Here is a 16,671-nt window from a genome sequence, read left to right as displayed (position 1 = left end):
AATTAGATTTGTGAGTTCGGTGTTCGGAAGTGTCGGAGCTGTCGACGCGGACCGAAGGCGTGTGATTGTGGGAAAGAGAGGATTCGATTGGACCCGCTAGGTTGGGACGAATCAGTCGGAGGAGCACAGGCGCATCAGGAAGTGCCGGACTCGTCTTTCCCGCTTTCTCCCGCACAGCTGGGCATGTGGTTCGCCCAGCACGTGGATCCGTCGGTGCCCGCCAACATCGCTCAGTACGTCGAGCTGCGCGGGGATCTCGATCTGGATGCACTGCGCACAGCGCAGTCTCGCGCGGCGTTGGAGCTGCAGTCCGGTTTCGTCCGCATCGTGGAGGTCGATTCCGAGCCACGCCAGTTCGTCGACTCCACCCTCGAGGATCCACTCGGCTACATCGATCTGCGGGGTGAACCGGACCCGGTCAGTGCAGCTCAGGACTGGATGCGCGCAGATTACAGCGCGCCCATCGACATTCTCCGGGATCGACTGATCGCGGCAACCGTTCTGCACCTCGAGGACGACAGGTACTTCTGGTTCAACCGAGTCCACCACGTCGTGCTCGACGGCTTCGGCGCGGTCACGTTCATGAATCGTGCTGCCGAGCTGTACACGGCATCCGTGGAGGGGCACGAGCCACCGCCGAGCAAGGCCTCCGATCTCAGCAAGGTGTACGAGGCCGAGGTTGCGTACCGTGAGTCGAGCCGGTTCGAGAACGACAAGACGTACTGGGCCGATCGGGTCGCGGGTATCGAGGCCCCCACGAGCCTCGGTGGCCGTACTGCCGCCCCCGCACCTGTCAGTCAGATCGACAGTCGATCGTTGTCCGCGGGGACGACCGCGGACCTCGCTGCACTGGTCGAGTCTGCCGACACCACGACTGCGACGGTGGTCATCGCTGCGTTCGCGAGCTACCTGGCTCAGATGACCGGCACGCAGGATGTCGTCCTCAGTTTGCCGGTGACCGCTCGCACGACGGCAGTCCTGCGTAGGTCCGGTGGCATGGTGTCCAACGTGGTGCCGTTGCGTCTGACGGTGACGACGGACATGTCCATCGAGGAGCTGCTGTCCAAGGTCACCACCGAGGTGTCCGGTGCGCTCAGGCATCAGCGTTACCGCCACGAGGACATCCGACGCGATGCGGGCAGCACCACCGGGCAGGCGTCCTTCTTCGGCCCTTGGGTCAACATCATGCTGTTCTTCAGCGAGGTACGTCTCGGGTCCATGGTCGGGACACTGAACGTTCTGTCGACGGGTCTCATCGAGGATTTCGGTCTGAACCTGTATCAGAGCGTGGGTGGAAAGCAGACCCACATCGACTTCGAGTCGAACCCCAACGTGTACTCGGCAACGGAATCCGAACGTAACCACGCTCGTTTCGTGGAATTCCTCGATCGATTCGTCGCCGCGGCACCCACCGACCGTGTGTGGGATCTGGAGTTGCTCACCACGACCGAGCAGGAGCTTGTCGTCGGTGGTTTCAACGAGACCGACCACGAGGTTTCCCAGCGGACGTTGCTGTCGGATTTCCACGCACGCGTGGACCTCGATCCTTCCGCAACGGCCTTGGTCTACGAGGGAACAACGCTCAGCTACGGTGAACTGGCCTCCCGCGTCAGCGGTCTCGCGCGACTTCTCGTGAGCAAGGGGGTCGGGCCGGAAGCGCTGGTGGGTCTGTCGATCAGGCGGTCACTCGATCTGATCGTCGGGATGTACGCCATCGTCGAGGCCGGCGGCGGATGGGTTCCCATCGATCCCGACCATCCCGCCGAGCGCACCAGGTACATCCTGGAGTCCGCCGATCCGCTGTGCGTCCTCACCGTGGCCCGCGACGAGGTCGACCTGCCCGACGGTGTCGAGGCGGTGGAGATCGACCTCCTCGATGTCGACTCGATGGACTGCACGCGCGTCGAGGACCGAGATCGCGTCGCTCCGTTGCGCCTGGACAACACGGCCTACGTCATCTACACGTCCGGTTCGACGGGGCGCCCCAAGGGTGTTGCCGTGTCGCACGCGGCAATCGACAACCAGTTGCAGTGGATGCGCGCGGAATACGGCCTCGACGCCTCCGATGTCTACCTGCAGAAAACGGCGACGACGTTCGACGTGTCCTTGTGGGGCTTCTTCCTGCCGCTGCAGGTGGGTGCAACGATGGTGCTGGCGACCCCTGACGGGCATCGAGACTCGATCTACGTCGCGGACAGGATTGCCGAACACGGCGTGACGGTCACGGACTTCGTGCCGTCGATGCTGACAGTGTTCGTCGCCAATGCCCCTGTCGGAACCTGTGATTCGCTCCGCCACGTCTTCGTCATCGGCGAAGCGCTCCCTGCCGAGACCGCGGCAGCATTCCGCGAACTGTGCGGGGCGGGTCTGCACAATCTGTACGGCCCGACCGAGGCCGCGGTGTCGGTTACCTACTACGAGAGCGGGATTCAGGACGTCAGAACCGTCCCGATCGGTGTCCCGGAATGGAACACCCGTGCGTTCGTGCTCGACGGCAGGCTCAGGCCGTCGCCGATCGGAGAAGCCGGCGAGCTCTACCTCGCGGGCGTCCAACTCGCACGTGGTTACGTCGGTCGCCCCGACCTGAGTTCGGATCGCTTCGTCGCGAGCCCCTTCGGTGCGGGCGGGGACCGCATGTATCGCACGGGCGACCTCGTGAAGTGGCGCGCCGACGGCAATCTGGACTACATCGGACGAACCGATTTCCAGGTCAAGTTCCGCGGCCAGAGAATCGAACTCGGTGAGATCGAGACGGTGCTACTGGCCGACGAGACGATCTCGCAGACCGTGGTTCTCGTGGTGGAGACGGCTACTGGTGAACAGATCGTCGCGTACGTCGTTCCATCATCCCGCGAGTCGATCGACGTCGCGGCCGTGGTGGAGCGAGCGGGCCGGTCGCTACCGTCGTACATGGTGCCTGCATCCGTCATGGTGTTGGATGCGTTCCCGCTGAACACGAGCGGCAAGCTCGACCGAAAGGCATTGCCGGAGCCCGTCTTCAGCAGTGCGCGTGAATACCGCGCGCCCCAGACCCACGCGGAGCAGGTCGTCGCGAGCGTGTTCGAGGACGTACTCGGCGCGACCCGTGTCGGACTCGACGAGGACTTCTTCGAGCTCGGCGGAAACTCCTTGGTTGCAACGCAACTCGTGACCCGCGTCGGGGCTGCACTCGGTGTGCGCCTGGGCGTACGTGAACTGTTCGAGGCGCCCTCGGTCGGTGCTCTGGCAGCGCGTGCGACGAGCGCTCTCGCGCAGGGCTCGGTGGGGCCCGAGCTCGTGGCAGGGCCCAGGCCGGATGTGGTGCCGCTGTCATTGGCTCAGCAGCGCATGTGGTTCCTGAACAGGTTCGATCCGGATACCGCTGCGTACAACCTTCCGTTCATGGTGCGACTTCGCGGCGACGTCGACAGATCGGCCGTGGAGCGCGCATTCGCAGACGTCGTCGAGCGCCACGAGACGTTGCGTACGGTCTACCCTCAGATCGACGACGCTCCACAACAGGTCGTTCTGCGGGCACAGGACGTGTTCGACGGATTGAACGTGACGGACGTCGACGAGGCCCAGCTCGTGGACAGTCTGATCGATCTCGCGCGGGGTGGATTCGACGTCTCCGTTCAGGCTCCGTTCCGAATCGAGCTGTTCAAGCTGTCCGACACCGACTACGTGTTGGCGATGGTGCTGCACCACATCGCGGCCGACGGTTCGTCGTTCGGGCCCCTCGCACGTGACATCATGGTCGCCTACGAAGCGCGTACCGACGGGCGGTCGCCGAGCTGGACGCCGCTTCAAGTCCAGTACGCCGACTATGCACTCTGGCAGCGCCGGGTCCTGGGCGCCGAATCCGACGAGAACTCGCTGTCGGCACGGCAGATCGCGTTCTGGTTGCGCACACTCGACGAACTCCCCGATCAGCTCGACCTCCCTTCGGACCGACCTCGCCCGGCCGTTGCGACCAACGGGGGCGCCAAGAGCCGCTTCGTGATCGAACCGGATGTGCATCGTGGTTTGAGCTCCGTGGCTCGCTCGCATCAGGCGTCGCTGTTCATGGTGGTTCAGGCTGCATACGCAGTTCTGCTGTCGCGCTTGAGCGGAACGACGGACATCTCCATCGGCGCGCCGATTGCCGGTCGAGCAGACCAGAAGCTCGACGACATCATCGGCATGTTCGTCAACACCCTCGTGCTCCGCGCGCGGGTCGACCCGCACTCGTCGTTCGACGTCCTGCTGGATCAGGTCAGGAACACCAACTTGCCGGCGTTCGCGCACGCCGACATCCCGTTCGAACGGCTCGTCGAAGTACTCAATCCGGCGCGTTCGACCGCACGACACCCGCTGTTCCAGGTCGCTCTGTCACTCGAGTCCGCCCGCCAGCGTGAGCTCAGCTTCGCGGGCCTCGAGGTGGCCGCGGAGGAACTCGACGTTCCCATTGCGAAGTTCGACCTGCAGTTGTGGTTGACCGAGCATCAGGACGAGAACGGACGCCCTGGCCGGATCGAAGCAGTCTTCGAGTACGCCACAGATCTGTTCGACGAGGCCACGATCGAGAGTTTCTCGAAACGGTTCGTGCGGATCCTGGACGCCATCGTGGCCGATCCGTCGATTCCGGTGGGTGCGATCGACATTCTCGCGGCCGACGAAGCCTCGACGCTGACGTCGGTGCACGGTGGCACCGTCGACTCGCAGCGACTGTTGCACGAGTTCCTCGACGCCGGTGTTGCGGCCAACCCCGACGGCGCGGCTGTACGCGCATCCGGAGCGGATCTGACCTACAGCGAGCTCGACGTACTCACCAACCGCTACGCGCGGTACTTGATCGAGCGTGGAATCGGCCCGGAAACCGTGGTCGCTCTTGCGTTTCCGCGATCGCTCGAGATGGTTCTGTCCATCTGGGCAGTCGCGAAAACCGGCGCAGCATGGGTGCCGGTGGACCCCGAGTACCCCGTGGATCGGGTGCGCCACATGTTGTCGGACTCGGGTGCGGTTGTCGGCATCACCACCTCGGCGCGAGTCGACGCCCTGCCCGCTACGTGCGAATGGTGGCCGATCGACGCGCAGGAGTTCGAGTCGTCCGTCGAAGGCCGTTCGGGCGCAGCGCTTTCCGACGCGGACCGCCTGTCCTCGGTGACTCTCGACTCCGTCGCCTACGTCATCTACACCTCCGGTTCGACAGGCCTGCCCAAGGGTGTGAGTGTCACTCATCGTGGCCTGTCCGGACTGATCGATTCCTCGCGTGAGCTGTACCGTGTCACGCCTGAATCGCGCTTCCTGCACGTGATCTCACCGTCTTTCGACCCGTCTGTCCTGGAATGGGCACTTGCTGCTTCCGCCGGTGCCACACTGGTCGTGGTGCCGCCGACGATCATCGGCGGCCCCGAGCTCCATACGCTCTTCGCCCACGAGTCCGTCACGCACGCCGTCATCACACCTGCCGTACTCGGCTCGATGGATTCCGCCGGCCTCGACGATCTCGAACTGCTGTCCGTCGGCGGCGAGGCGTCGGCTGCAGATCTGGTCGGCCGCTGGGCCAGGGGACGCCGGTACTTCAATGCCTATGGTCCTACCGAGACGACCATCGTCTCGACGCGCGGTGAGCTCTTCGTCGGTGAGCGAATCACCGTCGGTGGCCCCGTACCCGGAGTCGGGGCACTGATCCTCGACACCCGGTTGAACCCCGTCCCCGTGGGTGTCGCAGGTGAGCTCTATCTATCGGGCGAAGCCGTGGCGCGTGGGTACTACCGTCGTCCGGGACTGTCCTCGGAACGATTCGTCGCCGATCCCTTCGGTGGGTCGGGTACGCGTATGTACCGGACGGGCGACGTCGTGCGGTGGACCAACGACTTCGACATCGAGTACGTCGGACGATCCGATTTCCAGGTCAAGGTCCGAGGGTTCCGCATCGAACTAGGCGAGATCGACGCGGCGCTCGAGAGTTTCCCCGCGGTGACGTTCGCTGCCACCCTGGGCCGGGAAACCGCGTCGGGGCAGACGGCACTTGTGTCCTACGTGCACGGTTCGTCCGGCATCGACAGTGACGAGTTGGCGAGATACGTGTCGCGGCTGCTGCCGAACTACATGGTGCCGTCGGCGATCGTCGTGCTCGACGAGGTCCCGTTGACACCGATCGGAAAGCTCGACCGCCGGGCACTCCCCGAGCCGGAGTTGGGAATCAGTTTTCGAAAGTTCCGCGCCCCCACGACACCGATCGAAGAGACCGTGGCAACGGTGTTCAGCGACGTCCTCGGGGCATCCGTCGTCGGCCTGGACGACGACTTCTTCGAACTCGGTGGAAACTCGCTGGTCGCGACTCAGGTCGTCGCCAGGCTGGGTGCTGCGCTCGACGCGCAGGTGCCGGTCAGGGCGATCTTCGAGTCACCGACGGTAGCCCAGCTGGCGATCAGGGTCGAGCAGGAAGCTGGACGAGGCGCTCGCATCGAGCTCTCCAGAGGTGTTCGGCCGGAACGTATTCCGCTGTCGCTGGCGCAGCAGCGTATGTGGTTCCTCAACCGTTTCGACACCGAGTCGGCCACCTACAACCTGCCCATCGCGCTCCGTCTGTCCGGAGCTCTCGACGTGCCGGCGTTGCAGGTCGCGATCATGGACGTGATCGACCGCCACGAATCGCTGCGGACGGTGTTCCCCAACTCGGCGGACGGTCCGCATCAGGTTGTTCAGGACGCGGCACAGATCGTTCCCAACCTGATGCCGGTATCGACCACTGCGACTGATCTACAACGATCCATCGCGCACCTGGCCGCCACGGGTTTCGACGTCACCGCGGACGTTCCGGTGCGCGCGCAGCTGTTCGAGATCACCCCGACCGAGCACGTTCTGACGATCGTCGTCCACCACATCTCGGCCGACGGTTGGTCGCTCGGTCCGCTCGCGCGCGACGTGATGATCGCGTACGCCGCACGGACGGAATGGGAGTCGCCGGCATGGGTTCCGCTTCCGGTCCAGTATGCCGATTACACCCTGTGGCAGCGCGCGGTCCTCGGATCGGAGGACGACGCGTCCTCGCTGATCTCTCAGCAGGTCGCGTATTGGAAGTCGACGCTCGACGGGCTCCCTGATCAACTGGACCTCCCGACGGATCGTCCGCGCCCCGCGCGTCAGTCGTTCGGCGGTGGGACGGTGGAATTCGAGATCGAGCCGCGAATCCATGCGGGGCTTCTCGATCTCGGTAGAGAGCGCAATGCGTCGCTGTTCATGGTGGTCCACGCAGCGCTGGCGGTGCTCCTGGCACGCCTGTCGGGAACCGAGGACATCGTCGTCGGAACTCCGGTGGCGGGGCGCGGCGAGCAGGCTCTCGACGACGTCGTGGGCATGTTCGTCAACACCCTCGTGTTGCGGACCGACGTCGACGGCCACGAGAGCTTCAACGACCTGCTGGCTCACGCACGCGAAGCTGCGCTCGGGGCATTCGCGCACTCGGACATTCCGTTCGAGCGCCTCGTCGAGGTGTTGAACCCGTCGAGGTCGACGGCACGGCACCCTCTGTTCCAGGTGATGCTGTCGTTCGAGAACCTCGGGCCGACTCATCTCGACCTCCCCGCTCTGAGCATCGACAGCCTCGATCTGGATGTCGCCGTCGCGAAGTTCGATCTGCAGCTGACCCTCACCGAGCGACTGACATCGGATGGCGACGCGGACGGTCTCGCGGCCGAATTCACCTACGCGACAGATCTGTTCGACGAATCGACGATTCAGGCGTTCGCAGACCGCTTCCTGCACGTGCTCGGCGCCGTCATCTCAGACAGTTCCGTTCCCGTTGGTGACATAGAGTTGTACGACGCCGTCGAGCGTGGGTTGATTCTGAAATCCTGGAACAACACCGAGCACGAACTCGGCGTCGACGCAACACTTCTCGATGCCTTCGACGCGCAGGTGGCCGCACGCCCCGATTCGGTTGCCGTCGTGTTCGACGGGCAGGGCGTCACCTACGCAGACCTCGACGCACGTGTCAATCGCCTCGCACGCGAACTCGTCGCCCGTGGCGCGCGACCGGACGAGTCGGTCGCCGTTGCGATGCGTCGATCGTTGTCGATGATCGTCGCTCTCTATGCAGTACTGCGATCGGGAGCGGGCTACGTCCCGGTCGACCCGGACCAGCCGGCCGAGCGCAACGGGTACATTCTCGAGGTCGCATCGCCGATCGCCGTGTTGACGACCTCACACGACGACCTGGACATCCGAGTCGACGTACCGATCGTCGTGGTCGACTCGCTCGACACGAGCACTCACTCGGCGGCGACGATCACCGATGCGGATCGCCTCGCGCCGCTCCGCGCGGACAACGTCGCCTACGTGATCTTCACGTCCGGATCCACGGGTAAGCCCAAGGGCGTCGCTGTCTCGCACTCCGCCGTGGTGAACCAGATCTCGTGGCTGGTTGCCGAGTACGGTCTGAGCACCGAAGACGTTGTTCTGCAGAAAACTCCGTTCACGTTCGACGTGTCGGTGTGGGAACTGTTCGGATCGCTCGCTGCCGGTGGCCGTCTGATCGTCGCCGAGCCGGACGGTCATCGCGACCCGGCGTATCTGGTGTCCGTCATCGAGTCGGAGGGCGTCACCGCGACGTCGTTCGTGCCGTCCGTCCTGTCCGCATTCGTCTCGGCCGTCGGTCCCGACGGATGTCCTTCACTGCGGACGGTTCTGGTTGCAGGTGAGGCTCTTCCGACTTCGGTGGTCCGATCCGCTGCGTCGGCGCTTCCTTCCGCACGGATCCACAATCTGTACGGTCCGACCGAGTTCGCGGTTCACGCGACCGCGCGTGCCGTGGCAGGGACTCCGGGCGTGTCCGTCCCCGGCGCCTCGGCGCCCATGGGGTCGCCGGTCTGGAACGCACGGGTGCTCGTGCTCGATTCTCGGTTGCGTCCGGTTCCGATCGGCGTCGCGGGAGAGCTCTATCTGACGGGCGCACAGGTTGCACGCGGTTACTTCGGTCGTCCCGACCTGTCGGCAGATCGCTTCGTTGCCTCGACTTTCGGCGACGGCACTCGGATGTACCGCACCGGCGACCTCGTTCGATGGTCTGCTGCCGGGGAACTCGACTACCTCGGACGCACGGACTTCCAGGTCAAGCTGCGCGGTCTTCGCATCGAGCTCGGCGAGATCGAATCCGCGTTGCTCGGACACGAGTTGGTGGCTCAGACGGTCGTTCTGGTTCGTTCCGATCAGCTCGTCGCTTACGTCGTTCCCGTCCCGGGTGCAACGGTGGACACCGGGGCATTGCAATCCGCCGTCTCCACGGTGCTGCCGACCTACATGGTGCCGTCCACCTTCGTCGTGCTCGATGCTCTCCCGTTGAACGCGTCCGGCAAGCTCGATCGCCGGGCTCTGCCCGATCCGGTGTTCGAAGCGCGAGTGTTCCGTGCGCCCCGCACACCGGTCGAGGAAATCGTGGCCGGTGTGTTCGCCGAGGTCCTCGGTGTGCCGCGCGTGGGTCTCGACGACGACTTCTTCGAGTTGGGCGGAAACTCGCTCGTCGCGACGCAGGTCGTGTCGAGAGTCGGTGCTGCTCTCGGAGCCCGCGTGCCCGTACGGACGCTGTTCGAGGCCTCGACCGTCGAAAGTCTCGCTGCCCGTGCGGAATCGCACGTCGGTGGTGGTCGCGTCGCACTCGTCGCAGGCCCACGTCCGGATCACATTCCGCTGTCGCTCGCGCAGCAGCGCATGTGGTTCCTCAACCGCTTCGACACCGAGTCCGCTGTGAACAACCTCCCGGTGGCAATCCGGCTCTCGGGAAGCCTCGACGTGTCGGCGCTGCAGGCCGCCATCGCCGACGTGCTCGAGCGTCACGAAGCGCTGCGCACGGTCTATCCGGAGACCGACGGAGTCGCCTCACAGGTCATTCTGCCGACGTCGTCGGCTGTTCCCGTGTTGGTGCCGGTCACCGTTGCCGAGGACGACCTTCCGGGACGAATCGCGTCGGTGGTCTCGACAGGGTTCGACGTGACGCGGGAAGTACCGCTCCACGCCGAGCTGTTCGCCGTGACCGACACCGAGCACGTGCTCGTGTTCGTCGCGCACCACATCAGCGCCGACGGTTGGTCGATGGGCCCGTTGACGCGCGACGTGATGATCGCCTACGCCGCCAGAACGGTCGGCGAGGAGCCTGGGTGGGCTCCGCTCGCGGTCCAGTACGCGGACTTCACTCTGTGGCAGCGTGAAGCACTCGGAGACGAATCCGACCCTCGGTCGTTGATCTCGACGCAGGCGGATTTCTGGAAGTCGACGCTCGCGGGTCTGCCCGAGGAACTCGTTCTGCCGTTCGATCGTCCGCGTCCCGGCGTACAGTCCTTCGTCGGTGGCACCAGCAGTTTCCGTATCGAACCGGAATTGCACCGAGACCTCGTCGAACTGGCTCGCCGTACCGGCACGACACTGTTCATGGTCGTTCACTCGGCGCTTGCAGTTCTGTTGGCCCGCTTGTCCGGAACGTCGGACATCGCAATCGGCACGCCGATCGCCGGGCGTGGTGAAGCGGAACTCGACGACGTGATCGGCATGTTCGTCAGCACGCTCGTTCTGCGCTCCGACGTGGAACCGAGTCGTTCGTTCGAGAACCTCCTCGAGGCGACTCGCGAGGGCGACCTCAAGGCATTCGGAAATGCCGACGTGCCGTTCGAGCGACTCGTGGAGATCCTGAACCCGGAACGCTCCACAGCACGCCACCCGCTGTTCCAGGTCGCGTTGTCGTTCCAGAATCTGCCGCAGACCAGCTTCGAACTGCCGGGGCTCAAGGTCAGCGCGGTCGATTTCGACATCGACGTCGCCAAGTTCGATCTGTCGTTGTTGTTGTCCGAGCACACCGATCAATCGGGTGCGCAGACCGGTATCTCCGCCGAATTCACCTATGCGACAGCTCTGTTCGACCGCTCGACGGTCGAGGTGTTCGCTCGCCGGTTCGTTCGAATTCTCGAAGGTGTCGTCGCGCGACCCGATCGTCCGGTCGGTGACCTCACCATTCTCGAGAACGACGAGTACCAGTGGCTGACTCACGTCCACGGCGACGAGGTGACGCACGGCGGTACTCTGCCGGAGATCTTCCAGCGCGGTGTCGACATCGATCCCGACGGTGTGGCAGTGCGCGCGGACGGCCGCTCCATCACCTATCGAGAACTCGACGAGACGTCCACGCGTGTCGCGCGCGCGTTGATCGAACGTGGCGCCGGCCCGGATCGCATCGTCGCACTCGCCTTCCCGCGCTCGTACGACATGGTCGCCGCGGTCTGGGCGGTGGCCAAGTCAGGCGCTGCACACCTTCCGGTCGATCCCAACTACCCGTCCGGACGCATCGAGCACATGGTCGGCGACTCGGGCGCACTGTTCGGCCTGACGTCGAGCGACCACGTCGAGGAACTGCCTTCGGCGATCGAGTGGCTCGTGACCGACGGCGCCGATTTCGCAGCGGCGGTCTCTCGGCAGTCCGACACTCCGATCACCGACGCGGATCGCACGTCGCCGCTGTCCATCGATCACGCCGCGTACGTGATCTACACCTCCGGCTCGACGGGACTCCCCAAGGGCGTCGTCGTCACGCACAGTGGTCTGGGCGGCGTGCTCGACGCGGCGACCGACCTGTATCACCTGGACCGAACATCCAAGTTCCTGCACATCTGTTCGCCGAGCTTCGACCCGTCGGTTCTCGAATGGATGGCCGCGTTCTCCGAAGGCGCGACCCTCGTCGTCGTGCCGTCGACCATCATCGGCGGCGAGGACCTCGCCGAGTTGCTCGTGACCGAGCAGGTGACCCACACGATCATCACCCCCGCCGTGCTCGGAACAGTGGACGCGGCGGGGATCGACAGTCTCCGGGTCGTCTCCGTCGGCGGCGACGTCACCACCCCCGATCTCCTCGCTCGGTGGGCGCCGGGCCGTACGTACTTCAACGGGTACGGTCCGACCGAGACAACGATCATCTCCACGTTCGCCGAGCTTCGGCCGGGCATGCCCATCACCGTGGGCCGACCGATCCACGGAATGTCGGCGCTCGTTCTCGACGCGCGTCTGCACCCGGTTCCCGTCGGTGCCGCAGGTGAGCTCTATCTCGCGGGCGGCGCTCTCGCCCGGGGCTATCACGAGCGCGAGGATCTGACGTCGTCGCGTTTCGTCGCCAATCCGTACGGTGCTCCCGGTGCGCGCATGTACCGCACCGGCGACGTCGTCCGTTGGACCTTCGGATCGGACGCCGTGATCGCCGACCCGAACGCCGTGACCATCGAGTTCGTCGGGCGATCGGACTTCCAGATCAAGGTCCGCGGATTCCGTGTCGAACTCGGCGAGGTCGACGCAGTACTGACCGAACACGACAGCGTGTCCTTCGCGGCCACGCTCGGACGTGAACTTCCCAGCGGCGCAACCGGTCTGGTTGCCTATGTGCTCCCGGCGCGTGGGGCGACAGTGGACGTCGAGGGTCTCACCGAGTTCGTGGCGAAAACTCTTCCTGCGCACATGGTCCCGGCGTCGATCATCGTCCTCGACAGTGTTCCGTTGACCCCGGTGGGCAAGCTGGACCGTGCGGCGCTACCGGAACCGGTGTTCGCCGAACAGGAATTCCGCGGTGCGACCGGAGAAATAGAGACGATTATCGCCGAAGTCTTCGCCGATGTTCTGAACATGGAGCGTGTGAGCGTCGACGAGTCGTTCTTCGCTCTCGGCGGCGACAGCATCGTGTCGATTCAACTGGTCTCGCGGGCGCGCGCACGGGGTATCTCGTTCACCCCTCGGGACGTGTTCGAGCGCAAGTCCGTTGCCGCGCTTGCCGAGGTCGCCACCGTGATGAGCGAGACCACGGACGTCCCGGTGGTGGAAGAGCTGCCCGGCGGCGGACTGGGTCCGCTGGCACTGACGCCGATCATGAAATCCATCCTCGAAGGTCCGGGTGGATTCTCGAGGTTCGCGCAGTCGGTGGCGGTCACGCTGCCCACCGGCATCGACCACGGGCTGCTGAGCAGGACCATCGGCGCGGTCGTCGATCACCACGACGTGCTTCGGTCCGTCGTCGAGCGTGCCGAAGGCGGCGAGTGGACGTTCTACGTCCGGGATCACGGCACCGTCGACGTCGAGGATCTGCTGGTTCGCGTCGAGCTCGACTCCGGGCTCGACGACGCAGAGGTTCGCGCGCGTGCCGAGTCCGCACTCGACGAGGCAAAGGACCGCCTCGATCCCGAGCGTGGTCGGATGTTGGAAGTCGTCTGGTTCGACTTCGTCGGTGACGGGCCTGCGCGGGCAGGCATCCTCCTCCTGGTTGCACACCACTTCGTGGTCGACGGCGTGTCGTGGCGAATCCTGCTGCCCGACCTCGCCGTGGCATGGGGGCAGGGAGCGGCCGAGCAGCCGATCACACTTCCTGCCGTCGGTACGTCGATGCGTCGGTGGGCCCACGGTTTGGTCGACGCCGCTCACGACAGCGAGCGTGAAGCTGAAATCGGTTGGTGGACAGACGTTCTGGCAGGTGCCGATCCGCGAATCGGTTCTCGCGCGTTCGACGCGCGAGTCGACACGCTGTCGTCGACCGACCGCGTCGACATCGAACTGTCCGCGGCGGTCACCGACGCCGTGCTCACCCGAGTACCGAGCGCGTTCAACGGTGGTGTCAACGACGGACTTCTGGCCACCCTGGCGTTGGCTCTCGGCCAATGGCGTTCCCGAACCGGCGCTGTGACCTCCGAGAGCCTGGTCAAGCTCGAGGGCCACGGTCGCGAGGAAGACATCGTGCCGGGTGCGGACCTCTCCCGCACCGTCGGATGGTTCACCAGTGCGTTCCCGGTCCGGCTCGATTTGAACGGGATCGACGTCGACGACGCTCTGGCCGGTGGCACAGCGGTCGGCGACGCGGTCAAGGCCGTGAAGGAACAGCTCCTCGCTGTGCCGGACAAGGGAATGGGCTACGGTCTGCTCCGCTACTTGAACGGTGAGACGGCCAAGGTTCTGCAGTCCAGCGCGAGCACTCCGCAGGTCAGCTTCAACTACCTGGGACGCGTGTCCACCGAGGGCATCTCGGCGGAACTGACCGGCGGCGCCTGGCTCCCGTCCGCGGGGTTGGCGGACGTCGGTGCACCGGGTGATCCGGACATGCCGGCCAATGCCGCGGTGGACATCAACTCTGCCGTTGTCGACACTGTCGACGGACCCCGTCTGACCGCAAGTTTCACGTTCGCGACAGGGATGCTCACCCGCACCCAGGTGTCCGAACTGGTCGAGCTGTGGGATCGTGCGCTGACCGCGCTGACCGAACACGTGGCAGGAGACAACGCAGGGGGACTGACTCCGTCGGACGTTCCGCTCGTGTCCGTGTCGCAGGCCGACATCGATCGATGGGAGGCGACGTACCCTGCGGCGGCGGACATCTGGTCGCTCGCCCCGTTGCAGTCGGGCTTGCTGTTCCATGCGTTGATCGCCCAGTCGACCGACGCACGGGCTGGGTCGGTCGACGTCTACACGATGCGGGTCGTGCTGCGGCTGAGCGGAAACGTCGAGCGTGAGCGTCTTCACGGTGCTGCTCAGGCGCTGCTCGACCGGTACGAGAACCTACGGACGGCATTCGTACAGAATGTGGACGGTACGTCGGTTCAGTTGGTGCTGGATCGAGTCGACGTGCCGTGGAGGGACGTCGACCTGACGTCGCTGCCGGAATCGGAGCGCGAGGCGGCCTTCGACGAGCTCCGTGCGGCCGACAAGATCGAGCCGTTCGATCTGACGTCGGCTCCGCTGATGCGGTTCACGTTCGTGACCGTGTCGGCCACCGACGTACGGTTCCTCGTGTCGAGTCACCACCTTCTTCTCGACGGATGGTCGACGCCGCTGTTGATGCGAGATCTCCTGGCTCTGTACGCGCTTGCAGGTGACGTGTCGTTGCTGCCTCGCGTGCGCTCCTACCGGTCGTTCCTCGGCTGGGTCGCGGAGCAGGACGCACGCGTCTCGGTCGACAAGTGGATCGAGGCCTTGGCAGGTGTCGAGCAACCGACGATGCTCACGTCGGCCGAGCGTGCCGGAGAGGCGTCCACCGATATCGGTGAGGTGATTCTGGATCTGAGCCCGGCGTTGTCGTCGGCGCTTCACTCGGTCGGAGCGCAACTCGGTGTCACGCTGAACACGATGGTTCAGGCAGCGTGGGGTCTGCTCCTCGGTCGGTCCGTAGGAAGCAACGACGTGTTGTTCGGCGCCACGGTGTCCGGACGCCCGGCGGGTCTGGCAGGCGTCGAATCCATGGTGGGTCTGTTCATCAACACCCTCCCTGTCCGTGTCCGGTTCGACGGCCACGAATCGGTCGAGTCCGTACTGGTGCGGTTGCAGGGTGAACAAGCCGATCTGCTCGATCATCATTACCTGGGGCTCAACGAGATTCAGCGAGCTGCGAATCTGGGAGCGTTGTTCGACACCCTGACGGTGTTCGAGTCGTATCCAGTCGACGAGGCCGGTCTCGCCGAACAGGCGAAGAACATCGACGGCATGTCGGTGTCCGGGGTCGAGCTGGAGGACGCGACCCATTACCCGCTCACGCTGCTCATCGCGGTGGATTCACAGGTGCATCTGAAGCTGAAGTACCTGACCGATGTTCTGGACGGCGCTGCCGTGGCCACCATGATGGGCCGGCTGGAACGCATTTTCGAGGCTTTCGCCGCGGATCGAACGGTCGCTATCGGCGACGTCGACCTGTCCGACCCGAGCGAACGCGCACTGATCGCTGCCGCGAACGACACCGCTCACGATGTCGACGAGTCGGCAACGCTCGTCTCGATGTTCGACGCCCAGGTGGCGAGGACGCCCGACGCGGTGGCGCTGACGTTCGATGGCGAATCGCTGACGTACGCCGAGTTCCATGGCCGGGTCAATCGACTCGCCCGTGCCCTCGTCGAGCGCGGTGTCGGCGCGGAATCGCTTGTCGCGGTTGCCTTCAAGCGCTCGCTCGATCTGATGGTCGGCGTGTACGCCGTGCTGGAAACCGGTGCAGGCTACGTGCCGATCGATCCGGATCAGCCTGCCGATCGCGTCGAGTACATCCTGAACACCTCCGCGGCGGCGACGGTTCTGACCACGTCGCGAGAACGGTTCCGCGCGGACGACGCGGTGGTGCTCGAGATCGACCGTCTGGGGCTCGACGAGTACTCGGATGCGCCGCTCGTCGACGCGGACCGCATCGGTGTTCTGCGTCCGTCGAATGCGGCATACGTGCTGTTCACCTCGGGCTCGACAGGTCGGCCGAAGGGCGTGACGATCACTCACGCCGCCATCGTGAACCGCCTTGTCTGGATGCAGGACCAGTACGGTCTACGGGCCGATGACGTGGTGGTGCAGAAAACACCGGTGACGTTCGACGTGTCGGTGTGGGAACTCTTCTGGCCGTTGCAGATCGGCGCCCGTTTGGTGATCGCGAGGCCGGACGGACACCGCGACCCGGTCTATCTGGCGGAGTTGATGCGCGGCGAGCGGGTTTCGGTCGCGCACTTCGTGCCGTCGATGCTTGCCGTGTTCGCCGCGGAGCCCACAGCGAACGGTGCCGACGCGCTTCGATGGATCTTCGCGTCCGGTGAGGCGTTGCCGCCGGCCACTGCGCGGACGATCGGGTCGGTTCTGCCGGCCGCTCGGTTGGTCAACCTGTACGGCCCCACCGAAGCGGCCGTCGACGTGACCTACCACGACGTCGTCGACGCGGACGTCGCGTCGGTG

The 16,671-nt window shown here is 65.0% G+C and carries 1 protein-coding gene (only partly in view); it reads left to right on the top strand.

Translation table 11 applies throughout. The features are described 5' to 3' along the window. Positions 1-141: 141 nt before the first annotated feature. A protein-coding gene (locus tag CH290_RS25485; protein WP_094620675.1) for a non-ribosomal peptide synthetase crosses the window boundary here: on the top strand, positions 142-16,671 show its 5' portion. It continues 13,563 nt past the right edge of the window; the window shows 16,530 of its 30,093 coding nt (coding positions 1-16,530); its start codon is at positions 142-144; its stop codon lies beyond the right edge, outside the window.

Source organism: Rhodococcus sp. 06-156-4, assembly GCF_002259345.1.
In the GTDB taxonomy this organism is placed as follows: Bacteria; Actinomycetota; Actinomycetes; order Mycobacteriales; family Mycobacteriaceae; genus Rhodococcoides; species Rhodococcoides fascians_E.
The sequence above is the reverse complement of the archived record's forward strand: the minus strand, read 5'-3'. Positions and strand labels throughout refer to the sequence as shown.